Origin of the sequence: Candidatus Formimonas warabiya, from assembly GCF_002777255.1 — a bacterium.
In the GTDB taxonomy this organism is placed as follows: Bacteria; Bacillota; Dehalobacteriia; order Dehalobacteriales; family Dehalobacteriaceae; genus Formimonas; species Formimonas warabiya.
Map to the genome: position 1 here is coordinate 1,602,224 of NZ_CP017634.1, position 17,180 is coordinate 1,619,403.

Below are 17,180 nucleotides of genomic sequence, written 5' to 3' on the forward strand. Positions count from 1 at the left end.
GCTCCCGCCCTAATGTCAAGGATAAAGGTTCTTGAAGAAGATTTTTCGCCTATTTCACCAGTTGGGCGGTATCCCTGGCGATCATTAATTCTTCATTGGTAGGAATAACAAAGATCTTGACCTTGGACCCTGGTTTGGTAATTTCTCTTTCTTGACCTCTCACCTGATTCGCTTCCCGGTCAAAATCCACGCCCAAGAAGGTTAATTTTGCGCAAACAGCTTCCCGCGTCTCAATGGCATTTTCCCCGATACCGGCGGTAAATACAATCACATCCACCCCGTTCATCTGGGCGGCAAAGGCGCCGATAAACCGGACAATTCTTTGATTGAACATTTCAATGGCCAGTTTAGCACGGGGATTTCCTTGGGCGGCGGCCTCTTCCACGTTTCTTAAATCACTGCTCACCCCGGAAATGCCCAGGAAGCCGCTTTTTTTATTCAACAGTTCATCCACCTGATCGATGGTCAGGTGTTCATTTTGCATGATAAATTTGATAATGGCAGGATCCACATTGCCGGACCGGGTGCCCATAATCAAACCTTCCAGGGGGGTAAAGCCCATGGTAGTATCCATGACTTTGCCGCCGTCAATGGCGGCAATGCTGGAGCCGTTGCCCAGATGGCAGGTAATAATTTTTAACTCTTCAATGGGTTTGCCGATGATTTCCGCCACCCGCTGGGAAACATAGCGGTGGGAGGTCCCATGAAAACCGTATCTTCTGATCCCGTACTTTTCATATAATTCGTAGGGCAGGCCGTAAATATAGGACGCCTCAGGCATGGTTTGGTGGAAAGCCGTATCAAAGACGGCAACCTGAGGCACACCCGGCATAATCTGTTCACAGGCCTTAATGCCCAGTATTCCCGGGGGGTTATGCAAAGGAGCAATGGCCACCAGCTTCTCCATCTCTTCAATGACCTTGTCATTAATGAGGGTGGACTTGGTAAAGGTGGAGCCGCCATGAACCGTACGATGACCGACGGCATCGATTTCTTTCATGGAAGAAATTACCCCGTAATTGGCGTCCGTCAAAGCATCCAATACCAGCTTGATCGCTACGGAATGATTGGGGATATCCGTATAAATGACTTGTTTTTCTTTATTTTCCGGCCGATGGGTGAGTAAAGAACCCTCCAAGCCGATCCGTTCTACCAGGCCTTTTGCTAAAACCGATTCGTCCGTCATGTCAAACAACTGATATTTCAGGGAAGAACTACCTGAATTTAAAACCAATACTTTCACGTAATGTACCTCCAAACATTTTGTTATTGTTTTATGTTTCTGCTTCCTATGCAAATGTGCGCAAAAAATGATGAAACCCTTTTTATTACTGCCCAGACCCCTCCCCATATTATTAGAAAAACGATGAAAAATTTTTTTCCATCCCGCCCTTTCCCCAAATATTATAAATGATATATTTCACAAACAAAACAAAAATTTTTTCAATTTTCTCTCTTTCCAAACCAGGTATAGAAAAGACAAACAAAAAGTATATATTAAAAAACTCTCATAACTTTCAAGGTGATGCGCCATGAAAATAGTGATGCCTGCCGTTGCCGTGCTGCTGTGTATTTCCATGCTTGTTTTTCCCAAAGAGACCTATGAAGCTGCCACCATGGGCCTGACCACATGGTGGACCATCGTCTTCCCTTCTTTGCTCCCCTTCTTTATCGTCGCGGAACTTTTCCTGGGTTTCGGGGTGGTTCACTTCATGAGCGTTCTCTTAGAGCCAGTGATGCGGCCCCTTTTCAACCTGCCCGGTTGTGCGGCATTTGTGGTAGCCTTGGGATACTCTTCCGGTTTTCCCATCGGCGCTGTTCTTACCACCAGTCTCAGAAAAGAAAATTTATGCACCCGCTTAGAAGGTGAACGATTACTGGCCTTCACCAACAATGCCAGCCCTTTATTTATTTTTGTGGCCGTTTCCGTGGGGATCTTCCACAATCCTTCCTTAGGAATGATTCTGGCCGTATCCCATTATGCTTCTAACCTCACTTTAGGATTCCTTTTACGATTTTACGGCCGAAAAGATCCGGAAAGATCCTGCGAGCAGGTGGACTGCACCCGTCTGGTGACCAGAAGTATCGAGGCCATGTTTCAGGCACAAAAAAAAGATGGCAGACCCTTAGGCAAACTTTTAAGCGATGCCATTCGCAAATCAATACACAGTCTATCCATGATTGGCGGATTTATGATCTTATTCGCTGTGATCATAAGGATATTGGCCATCTTAGGAATTTCCGGGATGATTGAAAAAGCCCTGGCCCTTTTCCTTTTTCCCTTTCAATTCCCGGACCCTTTGATCAAAGCCATGTCCGGCGGTTTGTTCGAAATGACCTTAGGCACGAAAGCGGCAGGAGAAAGTATCGCGCCCTTTTTTCAACAGGTCATGGCAGCCAGCATGATCATGGGCTGGGGCGGTCTATCCATACACGCCCAGGTAGCAGGCATGATCAGTGAATCGGATCTGCGCTTCTTTCCTTTTTTCCTGACCAGGATCGCGCACATGTTTTTATCCGGTATCGTCGCCTTCTTGCTGCTTTCCAGTCAATCCGCCGCCGTATTTAACCTGCTCATTCCCGAGATCCCGCTAAATCCCTGGGCCTATGTACTCCTTCCCCTGGGCATGAGCATTTTTGCCCTGCTGGTACCGCTGGGTATTGTGTTCCTGTTATTTATCTTCTTAAAAACCACCTGGCTGCTCCTGCATATTAAGCGCTAGTCCGCTGCTGGTGTCCCTGTAATTCTTCTCTTCCTTTTTTAATGGTATAAAGGGCTTTTTCCAAATTAATTTCCAATTGGTGGAGCATATCATTGGCATATACCCGGGCCCCTTGTTTGATCTCATTAGATGTCTTCCTCGCCTGTTGCAGCAGCTCTTCCGCCTCAATCTGGGCCTGTTTCATGATTTGGTCCTCAGAGATAATTTTTCTCGCCTGGTTCTCCGCTTCTTCCAGCATTTTATCGGCCCGCCGCTGGGCATCCTGCAATACCTTTTCTCTTTCCATATTGACAAACTTGGCCTGTTTAATTTCTTCGGGCAGGGAAGCCCTGATGCGATCCATATACTCCAATAAGGCTTCCGCATCAATTAAGACTTTGCCTAACAAAGGAATCCGCGATCCGGAATCAATAATGGTTTCCATTTCGTCCATAAGCTTCATTACATCCACTAAAAAACCCCCTCACTAAACTGATAATACAAAACAGCCGTGTCACCGTAAACCGATTCTTTTACTAAACTAATCACACCCGGATCAGGCAGTTCTTTCTCTCTGGCATTTGTCTCCACCACGATTACCCCTTGAGCGTCAAGCAACCCGGACTGAATAATCAAAGAAACTGCCGGCTGAATAAAACCCCGATTATAAGGTGGATCTAAAAAAGCGATATCAAACCTGCCCTCCAGTTGGGGCAGAACTACGGCAAAATCCCCTAAGATCAACCTGCCCTTGGAACTAAGCCCGGTCGACAAGAGATTTTCTTTGAGAATTAACCAAGGGGCCCGGTTCTTTTCAATAAATACGGCTTCCTGGGCGCCTCTGCTTAAGGCCTCGATGCCCAGTCCGCCTGTCCCGGCAAAAACGTCAAGGATCCTGCTTCCGTCCAGCTTAAAAGCCAATACATTAAAGATAGCTTCCTTCACCCGGTCGGAGGTAGGTCTGGTGGTATTCCCTTTAGGAGCTTTGAGCCTGCGACCCCGAGCTTGTCCGGAAATCACCCGCAAACAAATTCACCCCTTTACCAACAAATTATACCATATTGTTCTTAAAATCACGATATTTTTTATAATACAAAAATATTTGATTTTTTAGTATATTTTTTCCTCCTCAGGGTCAAAATATTTAACGGAAACCACTCAAAGAAGAGCTACAGGTTGTTGTTTTCCAATAACCCTCCCCATGAGCTCTTCCTCCGGTTTCTCCTCTCCCAGGTTGCTGAAAAGCAACCACTATCCGCAGAAACCTTTAAGGTTACTGCGGAATTTTTTTATTATTAAAAAAGCCTGCCTCCTGAAGCAGGAAGCAGGCCTAAATTTATCTGGTGCTAAAATTTGTTTTTAGGTGCGTAACTGGTATGCAGGAGATGATGGGATTTCTCTCCCAAGGGTTCCCCCAAATACTCCTGATAGAGCATCTGCACGGCAGGATTTTGGTGAGATTTTCTCAACTGCATGCCCGTATCTCCTTGATAAATTCCCGCCAGCCGTTTCTCCCGAACTTCCCGGTTGGTAGGGATGGGCTGTCCGCCCCCGCCAATACATCCTCCGGGGCAGCACATAATTTCAATAAAATGATAATCCGCCGCACCGGATGTGATCTTTTCCATTAAAGCCCGGGCATTCGAGATGCCGTGGGCCACAGCCACCTTCACATCGCTGTCTCCCACCCGTACCGTCGCTTCTTTTACGCCGGAGAGACCCCGCACCTGATAAAAATTAATCTCTTCCAGTTGTTCACCGGTGACGATTTCATAGACCGTCCTCAAAGCAGCCTCCATCACGCCGCCGGTGGCGCCAAAGATCAACCCGGCGCCGGTAGAGATGCCCAGGGGAGCATCATAGTCTTCCTCTGGAAGCTGGTCAAAGGAAATGCCGGCTTGTTTGATCATGCGGGCCAATTCCCGGGTGGTGAGCACATAATCCACATCCTGATACCCGCTGTCCCGCATCTCCGGCCGCTGGGCTTCAAACTTTTTGGCTACACAAGGCATAATGGATACAGAGACAATATCCCTGGGGTCGATGCCCGCTTTTTCTGCATAATAGGTTTTTGCCAAAGCGCCGAACATCTGCTGGGGAGATTTACAGGTAGACAGGTGGGACAGCATGTCCGGGTAGAATGTCTCAATAAAATTAATCCATCCCGGGCTGCATGAAGTCATTAAAGGCAGCTTTCCCTGTCCTTTCAGCCGTTTTAAAAATTCGCTGCCTTCTTCCATAATGGTTAAGTCTGCCGTAAAGTCGGTATCAAATACTTTGTCAAAGCCCAACCGCCTTAAAGCGGCCACCAATTTGCCCGTACTGACCTGGCCCGGTGCACAGCCGAATTCTTCCCCGATGGCAACCCGGATGGCGGGAGCAGTCTGCACCACCACATGCTTTTCCTTATTCCCCAGGGCAGACCAGACATCATCGATATTTTCTTTCTCATACAATGCTCCCGTGGGGCAGACCAAAACACATTGCCCGCATTGAATGCATTCAGAATCCGTCAATGCTTCATGAAAGGCGGGACCAATCACCGTCTTCATTCCCCTTTCCAGGGGAACGATGGCCCGAACCGTCTGCACCTTTTCGCAAACACTGACGCAGCGCCGGCATAAAATGCACTTGGCCGGATCCCGGACCAAAGCGGCCGTGGACCGGTCCTTGGGATATTTACTTTTCTTTTGGGCAAAACGGATGTCCCGGATCCCTATTTTCTGGGCCACATCCTGCAATTCGCAATTTAAATTGCGGATACAGGAAGGGCAGCTATAATCGTGATCGCCCAAGAGCAGCTCCAGATTGAGTTTGCGTGCATGCTGCACCCGGGGGGATGTGGTATGGACCGCCATCCCGTCTCCCACAGGGGTGACACAAGAGGCGCTTAAGGTGCGTGCTCCCTCTACTTCCACCACACAGACCCGGCAGGCCCCAATTTCATTAATTTCTTTCAAATGGCAAAGGGTCGGGATCTGAATACCGATTTTTTTTGCCGCCTCTAATATGGTCGTTCCCTTTTCCACTTGTACTTCTTGCTCATCTATCTTTACTGTGACAAGCTCCATCTTATCCCCTCCTCAACTATGTCCGTGCGCCCCTATTTCTTCACATCGCATCTGAGACAACGGCAGGCCTCTTTGATGGCTTCATCTTCCGCATAGCCCAGTTCCACTTCGGCAAATCCGCTCAGGCGCTGGTTTACCGGCAGACAATTCATGGGATGCCTTGGTTGTTCCTTTTCCAGGATTTCGCCGGACAGCTTCCTTTCCACTTCGATTTTGGGAATCACCTTCCCATCTCCCCCCAGATAACGATCGATATTGGCCGCCGCCTCTTTGCCCCCTTTGATGGCCTCCACGACGGTACTGGGACCGGAAATGCAATCCCCCGCAGCGAATATTCCTTCTACGGAAGTCAAATAGGTTTTGGGCGCAACCCCGATCATGCCCGGCTCAATCACCTGAACGCCGGTTCCTTTGAGGAAACCGCGCTTCAGCGTCTGACCGACCGCCACAATCACCACATCCACAGGCATGAGAAATTCCGATCCCTCTACAGGCAAGGATTTTCTCCTGCCGCTGACGTCAAAATTGCCCCGGCGCATGCGCATGCATTCCAAAGCTTTCACCTTGCCGTTTTCCCCAACCACTTGTTTAGAGTTTACAAAGGAATGAATATGAATGCCTTCCGATTCCGCCTCCCGGATCTCTTCCGCCAGGGCCGGCATATCCTCTCTGGACCGCCGGTAAATAATATTGACGTCCTTCGCGCCCACCCGCAGGGCGCACCGGGCCGCATCAATGGCCACATTGCCCCCGCCGATCACCGCCACAGTCTTTCCCGACAGGTTGGGGACAGGCCCCAAGTTGATATTGCGCAAGAAAGTAATCCCGGAGACCACGCCGTCCAGGTCTTCCCCAGGCTGGTTGAGCCTGAGCTCCAGATGGGTGCCCACAGCGATGAAGATGGCCTGGTAGCCGTCTTCTTTCAATTGTTCCAAACGAATGTCTTTTTCCTCACCTATTCCGCAATTGGTGCGGATCTCCACGCCCACCGCCTTGATGGTATCAATCTCCGCCTGCAGTCTTGCCTTGGGCAGCCGGTATTCCGGAATCACCGTCGCCAGCATGCCGCCGACCACCCCTTGTTCTTCAAAAACGGTGACCTGATACCCCTTTTTGGCCAGGTAATAGGCACAGGTAAGTCCGGCCGGCCCGGAGCCCACAATAGCCACTTTCACATTTTTCTTCACTACGGGAACGGTTTCTTCCAATACTCCCTGACTAAAAGCAAAATCCGCGGCAAAGCGTTTCAGATTCCGGATGGCAATGGCATCGTCAATCTTGGACCGGTTGCATTTGCTTTCACAGGGATGGTTGCACACCCGGCCGCAAATTAAAGGCAGGGGGTTATCCCGTTTGATAAACCGGTAGGCGTCCAGATATTTCCGCTGCCGGATCAAATCAACATAGATCGGTATATCAATATCCGCCGGACAGCTGTTGTGGCAAGAAGAGTGGAACATGGTGGCGCACACCGAAGCCCGGCAGTACTTATCTTTAATATGCTCCTCATACTCATGCCTAAAGTAGCGGATGGTGCTCAGCACCGGATTGGGCGCGCTTTGTCCCAAACCGCATAAAGCAGAATCCTTGATACTTTGCCCTAATTCTATTAATAGTTCAATATCGCCTTCCTGACCTTCCCCTTTGGTAATGCGGTCCAGAATATCCAGCATGCGCACGGTACCGCTCCGACAGGCGGTACATTTGCCGCAGGATTCGTCTTTGATAAAATCCAGGAAAAACTTGGCCAAGTCCACCATACAGGTATCCTCGTCCATAATGATCAGTCCGCCGGAACCCATGATGGTGCCCAAAGCGCTTAGGGACTCATAATCAATGGGCACATTTAAATGCTCGGCAGGAATACAGCCTCCGGAAGGCCCTCCGGTTTGAGCCGCTTTGAATTTCTTTCCTCCCGGTACGCCTCCGCCCACATCAAAGATCACTTCGCCCAGGTTTGTCCCCATGGGCACTTCCACTAAGCCGTTGTTGATAATTTTTCCGGCCAAGGCAAATACTTTCGTGCCTTTGCTTTTTTCCGTGCCGATACTGCTGAACCATTTGGATCCGTTCCGGATAATGGCCGGAACATTGGCCAACGTTTCCACATTGTTGATGATGGTAGGCTTGCCCCATAATCCGGATTGGGCGGGAAAGGGCGGTTTGGGCCTGGGTTCTCCTCTTTTCCCTTCAATGGATGCCATCAGGGCGGTTTCTTCGCCACAGACAAAAGCCCCGGCCCCTAAGCGAATTTCCAAATCAAAGTGAAAGCCGGACCGGAAAATATTTTTCCCGATCAGTCCCAAATTTTTGGCGTCCTGAATCGCTTTTTTTAACCGGGCCACGGCAATGGGATACTCAGCCCGGACATAAAAATATCCCTTTTCGGCGCCAATGGCATACCCTGCAATCGCCATTCCTTCAATAACGGCATGAGGATCCCCTTCCAGGATACTGCGATCCATAAATGCCCCGGGATCGCCTTCGTCCCCGTTACAAATCACATATTTTGTGTCTCCGGAAGATTTGGCGGCAAATTCCCACTTCAGTCCGGTAGGAAAGCCGCCGCCCCCCCGGCCTCTGAGTCCTGATTTTTTTATCTCTTCAATCACCTGCGCCGGTTCCATGCCGGTGATCACTTTTTCTAAAGCGAAATAACCATTTTGCGCGATATATTCCTCTATGGATTCAGGATTAATGAGACCGCAGTTCGCTAAGGCAATCCGCTTCTGGTTTTTTAACAACGCATATAACTGAGCCACTGACAATCCCCCTTAGTTCATTTCCCAAGCAGATATTTTTAATAGTTGACCACCCAGTCTTCGTTCACAATGCCGTTGACCAAATACTGTTCCACTATCTGCCTTCCTTTGGCGGCATCGACGAGACAGAATGCCACTTTCTCTTTACCTGGAACCGTCACTTCCACCAGCGGTTCCTGTACACACAAGCCGATACAACCGGTAGGCGTCACTACGACATCGGTTAAATTGCGTTTTTTGATCTCATCCTGAATCGCTTCCATCACTTCTCCGGCTCCCGCGGATATGCCGCAGGTGCCCATACCCACAACGACCTTCTTTTGATTGCTTTTCAGTTCCTTCTCCAGGGTTTGGTTCTTAATTCTTTCCAAATCATGAATGGATTTTATTTTTACCATTTTGTACGCCCTCTTTCTTATCTTTATACGTATTTCTATACGTATTTCTTTAAAACGGCCAGCGCTTTTTCGGGTTTTAACAAGCCATGGGCGTTGCCGTTCACGGTCATCACAGGGCCTAACCCACAGGCCCCCAGGCATCTGACTACTTCCAGCGAGTATTTTCCGTCATCGGTGGTATCCCCCGCCTCAATGCCCAGCTCTTTCTCAAAGCGGTCCAGAATCTCCGGAGAACCTTTCACATAGCAAGCAGTCCCTTTACACATGCACACCTGATATTTTCCTTTCGGCTTAATGGTAAAATGGGAATAAAATGAAACAACGCTATATACTTCTCCCCGTGATACGCCCAGGGCTTTGGCGATCTTCCCCTGGACTTCCCGGGGTAAATAACCGATGATTTCCTGGACCTGATGCAAAACCTCAATTAATGCAGACGGCTGGCCTTGATACAATTGCAGAATCTGATCCAATTGTCCTTGATCCACCGTCCTCTCCTGACAGCATGCTGACATTTCTTCACCTCCCTTTTTCTTTTCCCTGGAAACATTCCCGCCATCACACCTTGTAACTTTCTGATCCCTCCTCTCCATATTGCAAGAATTCAGAATTTAATTACTTATGTATCAAATGTGAATGTTTTCACTTTCACATTGACGCCAAATGGACAGCTTTTACCGAAGGATCCGCCTCTTACTTCTTCCCTTGCATCGGACGATTCCCCCCTTACGTGCATTATTAGCAATTTTTATACCAACCATCAACATTATTTGTTTCCTGCCTGCACCGGTTGCCTAGAATAGATTTGAGGGAAACTTTTTTCGGCTGGCATGTTTGGTAATTGTTCGCTTTTTTGAACGCAATTAACATCTGCAGACCCATTCATTCCGGTAATAAGTACATTATTTTCCTTTTGTTCATATTTTTGAACGTGTTCGCAAATTTTTACACAATCATTCGGGAAAAATGGCACTTTGTGGAAAAATTCACAAATCGTATCCTGGGAGTCCCCCATAAAACAAAGACCTGTCTCTTTCGGACAGGTTTTTCAGGTAAGATTTTTTTTGTATACACCCTTACTTTTCAAACATTTTCAGGCATGCCTGGGCAAACCGGTATTGCTCCTCCAGTTTCCCTTCCAATAGGCTCAGCTTATCTTCGTCCAGCTTCTCCCACTCTTCCATTCCCGTTGCACCAAGGATTATTTTTTTGATGGCATGGGAATTATAGCCGGCATCATAAAGGGCCTGACAAAGAAATTTAATAGAACTGACTTTGTCTTTAGGGAACGTCTCCAAAATCACCCCTCCTCCCCATACTGGGATAAAATATTGTCGGGATTATTTTAAAGCCCGGCTTTTTCATGCAATTTATGTATTTTATCGATATCTCCCCGGCCACCAAACGGGATGTTTTTATGGTTCAAATGCTTTCTTCTTTTATTTTACAATTTTCTACTTAACCACGATTTAACGGATTTTAGGAGTGAAAATGAATAAACCCCTTGTCTATCAATGGTTTAGGAATTATTTTTCAAAAAATCCCTTTTTTCAGTCCAAAAATTTTTTGTTCTCTCATAGATAATAGATGTCCCCAAAAAGATCCTCATCATTGCCGCCGCCGGAAAGCACCGTATCCCATAAGGTTTTCCCCGCCGCTCCATTGGCCAGGGTCCCCTGAACGATGACGCCTTGCCCGACCGCTTTAGCCCCCCGGGCAGGACCGGTGAGTTCGCATCGATCCAAGCCGGTTACCCGGCGCGCATAGGGTGAATTGCCCGCCATGCGCCATACCCCGTTTTGATCCCTTGCTACTTCCAGGATAGAGCCGCCCAGGCTGTACAATAACTTATGAACCTGGTCTGTGCTATAATGGCCTGATCGTTTTTCCCCTTCAACCCACACGGGACTGCTTGATTCATGGCTAACCCAAAGGATTCCCTGAACGGCGGCATTGTTTAAGGGAGCTTCGTTTAAAGGAAAGAAGCAGGGGGAAGCGGCATTGAAACCAAAGGTATCCCCTTTTTCATTGATCGGGTCGCCGTAAGCTGCCACCACATCATATTTAAATCCTGACGGCAAAATCAGCTTGTCCGCTTGCGCAGGCTGAATGGGGGTGAATTGCGCGGAAACCGGGTTGGTACCACCTGCCCATGGGCCGTCGTATTCTGCCGCCGCTGCTTTTGGGGGCTGCGTTCCCAAGCCTGCCGACATGGCTGCCAGGGAAGCCGTTCCTAACCCCACATAAGCCAGCAAGCTTCGCCGGGTTCATCTGATATCGTCAAATTCCATTTTTCTCCTCCTCAAGAATCCATTCCCGTTCTTATCCTCCCGAATACCATGTTTGCCTGATTCATCCTTCCATACCTTCCCTTTCCCCGTCCCCCTGAATTGCGGGCAGGCTCCCCTCCGTGGAGATACAGTAAATCAGGCCGGGAGGCGCCTTTTCCCGAAGGTCGGGTAGAGAAAACTGATATTTTCCGTCCTGCCCGAATTTTGTCCCCATGATCATATACAGCAGAGGGTATTTGTTGATGTCCAGGGACTGGCCTTCACATTTCATCCAGCCCACCGGAATGTCGTCATAAACAATCAGACGGATCTCCCCCAGAATCTGGTTCATGTTAACCGGCTCCTTTCTATAAAAGCGCTATAAAAGCATCCTATTGACGCTCCAATTATACCGATTGGCATTTTATTTTACATGTCACAAACGGCACATCTTTTGAAAAAAATAAAAAAACCTGCCGCTTGCGCGCAGGCTTTTACTGACTTTCTCATATATCTTTGATAGATAGGCGCGGCCCTTATTCATATACGGGAACCTTGATTTCTCCGCCAACAATCTTCTCTTTGATCTCATCCAGCCGGGGTTTGATTCCGGCCAGCAGATCCCGATTGATGTCGTTTTCGGCATAGGTCTCCACACTGTCCTTGATCCCCAGCACGACGTATCCTCCCGCCAGCTTGTTGTCCAACCGGAGTTTGATCACATCATAAACGGCAGTATCAACTCCCTTGAGGATGCTGGTTAAAACGTATCCCCGCTGCGGCTCGGGCACCGCATAACTTTGGTCCGTGTCAGCGCCTATGACCAGTATCTTTTGCGCAGTGGCTGCTTCCAGCACGCCCAGGCCGGAAGCGCCGGCAGCCTGAAAGATCACATCGGCCCCGCTTTTGATCTGGTCCATGGCCAAAACCCGGCCTTTTTCCGGATCATTAAACCCTTCTGTCCCTGAAGCGACATAATTGCTGAATACTTCGATCTTGGGGTTTATATACCGCGCCCCGGCGGCATAACCCGTTTCAAAATTTTTAACGGCCGGGATCTCAGCCCCGCCGACAAAGCCGATTTTTCCGGTCCGGCTTTTCAGGGCCGCGGCAGCGCCCGCCAGAAAAGCGCCTTCATGGTCCTTAAAGGTAACGCAGGTTAAATTTCCCCCGCTTTTCAAGTTGGGCAAATTGTTGTCAATTAAAACAAATTTGGTTTCGGGGTATTCGCCGGCTACTTTGGGCAGCATTTCCGTAAAGTAATATCCCATGGCGATAACCAAGTCCGTTTTGTTTTCAGCCAGCCTGCGCAACTCTTTTTCTCCTGACGGAAGATCCTTTAACACAACCGCCGTGGTTTCAACCGCGCTGCCAAAATCCTTGCCGGCCTTGGCTAACCCATTGTTGGCGGCGTCGTTGAACCCGCCGTCACCCAGTCCCACCGGATCCAGCACCAACCCCACCTGCAATTTTTCAGACTGGCTGTTTCCAGGTTTGGCCTCCCCTTGCCCGCAGCCCGTCAAAAGCATCGCTGCAGCAGTAAATAAAATCAAAATCATCATTCCCTTGGAAGTCTTCAATCCAATTCCCTCTCTTCTTGAAAATGGTATGGCTTATGATAAATTACCTTCGGCAATCGCCTTATTGGCGGCCAGAAGGAGCGACAGCCAATCGGGATTTTGGCCCGAAAGGATATTATCCATAAACACTTTGGCTACTTTCGTCCGCATACCGCTCAGCCAAAAGTACAAAATCTTTTATTTTCGTCAGTGCTTCTACAGTTATAAGGATTTCCGGTACATTTATAGGTGTCCCGATCGCTGCATTCTCCTGAACCAGACATAAATTCGCCGCCGCTCACAGCGCCCAATTCCTCGAGATCCAAGGCTTTCTTCTCCCCTGTCTTATCTTTTCTTTCCTCTGATTTTTCCGACTGATTCATTGTTCCTGTCTCCTTTCGTGCGCGTTTTACGCGCTTCATATTTTTCATTTAAGAAGCAATCATAATCCATTATAAATACTATGGTTTTGTTTTACATGTGGCGAAAGTAATATCTTTTAAAAAAACAAACAAAAACGTTGTTGGCAGGCAGGTTTTCAGATTGCAGGCACCCCCTAGTCCTATATTGGATCTATGTCGGAATAATTTTCAGCTCTTTGGCTCTCATCACGGTTCTCACCCGGTTGTCCGTGTCCAGCTTGGCGTAGATGTGGCTCAAATGGTTTTTGACTGTCCCCAGCGTGATATACAATTCCTTGCTGATCTCGGCATTAGACATGCCTGCCGCCAGCAGCCGGAGTACCTCCAGCTCTCTTTCGGTAAAAGTGGAATTCTCCAATTGGGGCTTGAGCACGGAGGGGATATTCGTCTCCCTGATCTTGGTTTGCCTGCTCAAAAGAGAGGGAACAAAGCCCTTCACAAAGGGAAGCAGTCCATCGCCGAGACCATCCCTGCTGCTTTTTTCCAGGTAAATGATTCCTATGAATACGCCGGAATACCTGACAGGCAGGCAGGCCAGGGAGAAATTCTCCTTATCCGCCAGATAGGGGTCGTTCCAGGCGATGCCGCCTGCGGACTTCTTATCCCAGAGGACTTCCGTTTCCGTCCGGGCCACATAGCGGATCAGCTTGCGGGGCAGACCGCCCAAATGGTTCAGGTTGACGCCCTCCGGATGGGCGCGGGCGGCCTCACCCTTCCTCTGATCGTATTTCAGGAACATTTCATCGGATTTTTCAAAAAAGACGGCGCAATAATCCACCGCCATTTGCTCTATCAGAACACGGAGCAGATACAGATACCCCTCATCCCCGCTCATTTTTTCTATCTCGCCCAGGTGAAACAAAAGATCATGACTTTTATTTTCTATACCCTCCGTTTTGGCAGGCTGCAGGGCAGGCTCCTTTGCAGCAGCTGCCTCCCCGCAGGAAAGCTTCATCTCCCGAAGGATCAGCTCCCCGATATGGTCAGCACCCCATTTTTTATACAGGCGCACAGCCTCCGAAGCATAAAATTCCGAAAGCCTGTCATCCTCATGGTGATATCTCGCTGCCAGCAGATTGGCCAGCGCTTCCAGGGAAAGGTTGCCCTGCTGCCGCGCGAAGACAATAGCCTCCCGGTACGGCTTATCCGAAGCCTTTTCCTGCATAAATACGGTGTCATATTCCGCCTGGGCCAGAAGATAGCGGGCGTAGTGATTGCCTTGGTAAATACCAACGCAATACTTCAGCTCTTTCAAATGCTTTTTGATAATTTTTTTGTTGCGCCGCTGTTCCTTCCCCGATAAATAACGGTGCATAGCAAGCCTCGTGAGAATATTATAAAAAATATATGCCACATCCAGTATGAAGCCCAGAAAAGAAGTCATTACGGACGCGATGCTAACGGTCAGTCCATAGGCTTCTTCTATCTTGCCTGCCAGGTACAGGCGCTCCAGCTCTATGATAATCCCGACCAGCATGATGGTGAGCTCAAAGAGGTCCTTGTCCCCGCTTTCCCGTTCTTCCTCATAAGGCGCTTCCCGCGGCGGCAAAACACCGTTCTTCAGCTGATTGATTTGGCCTCCGTATATGTCACACAGAGATAAGACCACATTGTAGTCCGGACGCTTCGGCAGACGGCGGTAATCGTCAATGATTTGCTGCAGCTCGCCGAGCGGCCTTCCCGTCATGTATTTTGTCATGATCATAAAGGCGCAGGCGTAGCTGCCGTAAAGGGAGCCGCCCTCTTTTTCGCCCTCCTCGACAGATTTTTTCAGGCATTCCAATGTGTCTTCCAGCGAATTTGTCAGATGATACGTAAACGCGCCGAGCAGAAACCATGCGGTGGACTTTGAATCGGAATTCCCGCATTTCTCAATCAGCTCCAAGACGACCTTTTCCAGCCGCCTGCCTTTTTCCGGCTTCCGCAGAACGCTGAAAAGGATGTAGCAGTAAGCAGCGTATGCCGCGGGGGCGTAATCGGAATTCCCGTATCGCGCCGAAAGGACGGCCAGCTTCAGGGCGAATATCGCCGAAAGCCTGTCATCGGTCCTGTTTGCGGCAAGGGCCATTACCGTCAGCGTTTCCAGTATGTAAAGCTGCCTTATTTCCGTAATTGCCGAAGCGCTTGTCAGCCTGCTTATTTTCCTGTCCGTAAACAGCAGCTTGCTCTTTATCAAATCAGGAAGCAGATGCTTCCGGTCAAGCTTGAAACCGAGATGGGTGAGCAACTCCGCCCCAAGCTCCATTACCTTTTCAAAGTCGCCGCCCTGCGCGCAAAGGCGCAGGTACATTCTTTTTATTTTGATCAGGCTTTCCGTCTCCGGGTATTCCGCCATCAGCGCATCAAACCGTTGCTTTGCTTCCTCGGCCTGTCCGCAGATAAACTGGCATTCCCCCATCTCCAATTGGATACGGAGCATCCAGCCACTCTTTTCCTGCGGTTCTTTGCTGTAAAGCAGGTCGGCGCAGCACTCAAAAATCCGGAGCGCCTGTTCCGGCGCCATACCAGTCTTTGCGGCAATGCCGGCCTCGTAAAGCGTATTGACCCACGGCGTTACTTTATCCGGGCTGACGAAGACCCGGTCCGCCTTCAAAAAGTGAGCCGCTATGACAAGCCTGGTGCCTGACTCGGATGTGCCCTTTTGCAGGGAGGCCAGTGTTTCAGCAATACGGTAATGGTTTTTTGACCTTTCTGCGGCATCCATCTCATGATAGGCCAGCTTCAGGATAATATCGTGAGGGAAGCTGTAAATAGGTGCGTCCTGCACCGGGTCCTCCGGTACCTTTTTTATCAGCAGATAATTTCTGCATAGTTTGTTCAGCCGAAAATCCAGTAAATCGTTTTCTGTGTTCGTCAACGCTCTGAGCAGCGGAACAGTTGTACTTCCGCAGCAGGAGATCAGGGAAAGAAGCTCTTTCTCTTTCTCTTCCTCGTCCAGTTCATTGATTTGTCTCAGGATGAGCTGTTCCATGTCGGCAGGCAGGTTCAGCTTTTCCATTTTGCTATGCCACAACACCCATTTGTCCCCCGGAGCGGAATAGGTAAAAGCCTTCTGCTGCATCAGCAGTCTTACTACTCTGTCTATATTAAACGGATTGCCCAGAGTCAGACCGAAAAGTATCCTGATTAAGTGTTCCTTATGTTCAATATTGTCTCCGAACACCAGCCGGACATATTGCTCGATGTCCTCAGGCTGAAGTGCGCCGAGTTCAATCAGTATATCATCACTTTTCGGCAGTTTCGCCGGATTCAGATAAGTTCTGGCAGTATCATGATTCCGCCAGGCCAGCACAAGATAGAGATTTAATGCTCCGCCTTCCTGACATAGGGCTTCAATGATACTGGCGGAAAGAGCATCCGCCCATTGCAGGTCGTCAATAAAAATGATCAAAGGGAACAGTGCCGTGGAGACGATAAACAGCAATTGGCGTACTGCTTTTCTGACCCTGTATTTAAGCTTTTCCAGATTATCCGCATGTACAGCTTTATGTGTTTCAAAAAGTATTTGGGCATAAGGGCAGACAGATAGGATGATACCAGAGTCAGCGCTTAATTTTTGGTTTAAATTGTTTTTGATATGCTTTAAGGCTTCCGTAGGCAGGGTTAGGATATGCCTTACTATCTGTTCAATGATTTCCGAAAAGGCAATCAACGGACTTTGGTCATACTGCCTGAATTTACCGCGCACGTAGGTTGCGCTTCCGACCGTAAATAAAGCTGCGGACCGTTCCACAAAAAAACTCTTGCCTATGCCAGGCCGTCCGGAAACAACTGTTAATCCCATACCGCCTTCCAGAACATGGCTGAATTGCTTTTTGAACAATCCCGTTTCACGGCTGCGGCCAACCATGGTTTTGCTGATTTTTTCTGCAATCATAGATTCAATATCCTTCGTATTGTTTTCAACAGCTTCTTTTATTTCATCTGCCGCAAATGCCTCACTCACATTCTTCACCCGCTCTCTTTTGCAGATACTCTTTGCTTCGTCGGTCGGCT

General features: G+C 48.8%; 14 protein-coding genes. 1 reads left to right on the forward strand and 13 read right to left on the reverse strand.

Going from position 1 to position 17,180, the window contains the following annotated elements; all coding sequences use genetic code 11:
- Positions 1–49 precede the first annotated feature (49 nt).
- Positions 50–1,243, reverse strand: coding sequence for an acetate/propionate family kinase (locus DCMF_RS07640; protein ID WP_148133881.1), 1,194 nt, complete (start codon positions 1,241–1,243; stop codon positions 50–52).
- A 289-nt stretch (positions 1,244–1,532) separates the two neighbouring features.
- Between DCMF_RS07640 and ylbJ the strand changes: the two genes are divergently transcribed.
- Complete coding sequence (ylbJ, locus tag DCMF_RS07645) at positions 1,533–2,723, forward strand: sporulation integral membrane protein YlbJ (RefSeq protein ID WP_148133882.1); 1,191 nt, start codon at positions 1,533–1,535, stop codon at positions 2,721–2,723.
- On the opposite strand, the gene DCMF_RS07650 is transcribed toward ylbJ, so the two are convergent.
- From DCMF_RS07650 to DCMF_RS30215, 12 genes are all read right to left on the reverse strand, one after another.
- Positions 2,713–3,174: an ATPase gene (locus DCMF_RS07650; protein ID WP_148133883.1), complete on the reverse strand. Its 462-nt coding sequence runs from the start codon at positions 3,172–3,174 to the stop codon at positions 2,713–2,715. The genes ylbJ and DCMF_RS07650 overlap by 11 nt on opposite strands.
- The gene (gene rsmD, locus DCMF_RS07655; RefSeq protein ID WP_236860310.1) at positions 3,174–3,722 is read right to left on the reverse strand and encodes a 16S rRNA (guanine(966)-N(2))-methyltransferase RsmD; all 549 of its coding nucleotides are present in this window, start codon (positions 3,720–3,722) and stop codon (positions 3,174–3,176) included. The genes DCMF_RS07650 and rsmD overlap by 1 nt, the downstream gene beginning before the upstream one ends.
- 326 nt (positions 3,723–4,048) lie before the next feature.
- Positions 4,049–5,773: an NADH-dependent [FeFe] hydrogenase, group A6 gene (locus DCMF_RS07660; RefSeq protein ID WP_148133885.1), complete on the reverse strand. Its 1,725-nt coding sequence runs from the start codon at positions 5,771–5,773 to the stop codon at positions 4,049–4,051.
- Between the two features lie 32 nt (positions 5,774–5,805).
- Positions 5,806–8,535, reverse strand: a complete 2,730-nt coding sequence (gene nuoF / locus DCMF_RS30210) for an NADH-quinone oxidoreductase subunit NuoF (RefSeq protein WP_269467158.1) — start codon at positions 8,533–8,535, stop codon at positions 5,806–5,808.
- Positions 8,536–8,573: 38 nt separating this feature from the next.
- Entirely contained in the window at positions 8,574–8,933 is a 360-nt protein-coding gene (locus tag DCMF_RS07670; RefSeq protein ID WP_236860214.1) for a (2Fe-2S) ferredoxin domain-containing protein, read from the reverse strand.
- 35 nt (positions 8,934–8,968) lie between these two features.
- Positions 8,969–9,448, reverse strand: a complete 480-nt coding sequence (locus tag DCMF_RS07675) for an NADH-quinone oxidoreductase subunit NuoE family protein (protein ID WP_148133887.1) — start codon at positions 9,446–9,448, stop codon at positions 8,969–8,971.
- 561 nt (positions 9,449–10,009) lie between these two features.
- Complete coding sequence (locus tag DCMF_RS07685) at positions 10,010–10,231, reverse strand: hypothetical protein (RefSeq protein WP_148133889.1); 222 nt, start codon at positions 10,229–10,231, stop codon at positions 10,010–10,012.
- A 276-nt stretch (positions 10,232–10,507) separates the two neighbouring features.
- The gene (locus DCMF_RS07690; RefSeq protein WP_148133890.1) at positions 10,508–11,188 is read right to left on the reverse strand and encodes an alkaline phosphatase PhoX; all 681 of its coding nucleotides are present in this window, start codon (positions 11,186–11,188) and stop codon (positions 10,508–10,510) included.
- Between the two features lie 97 nt (positions 11,189–11,285).
- Positions 11,286–11,555, reverse strand: coding sequence for a phage tail protein (locus DCMF_RS07695; RefSeq protein WP_148133891.1), 270 nt, complete (start codon positions 11,553–11,555; stop codon positions 11,286–11,288).
- Positions 11,556–11,739: 184 nt separating this feature from the next.
- Positions 11,740–12,783, reverse strand: a complete 1,044-nt coding sequence (locus DCMF_RS07700) for a BMP family lipoprotein (protein ID WP_214659181.1) — start codon at positions 12,781–12,783, stop codon at positions 11,740–11,742.
- Between the two features lie 155 nt (positions 12,784–12,938).
- A complete protein-coding gene (locus tag DCMF_RS07705; protein WP_148133893.1) occupies positions 12,939–13,145 on the reverse strand; it encodes a hypothetical protein in 207 nt (68 codons plus the stop codon).
- 190 nt (positions 13,146–13,335) lie between these two features.
- Positions 13,336–17,130 (reverse strand): helix-turn-helix transcriptional regulator, encoded by a 3,795-nt coding sequence (locus tag DCMF_RS30215; protein ID WP_148133894.1) that lies wholly within the window; start codon positions 17,128–17,130, stop codon positions 13,336–13,338.
- Positions 17,131–17,180: the final 50 nt, after the last annotated feature.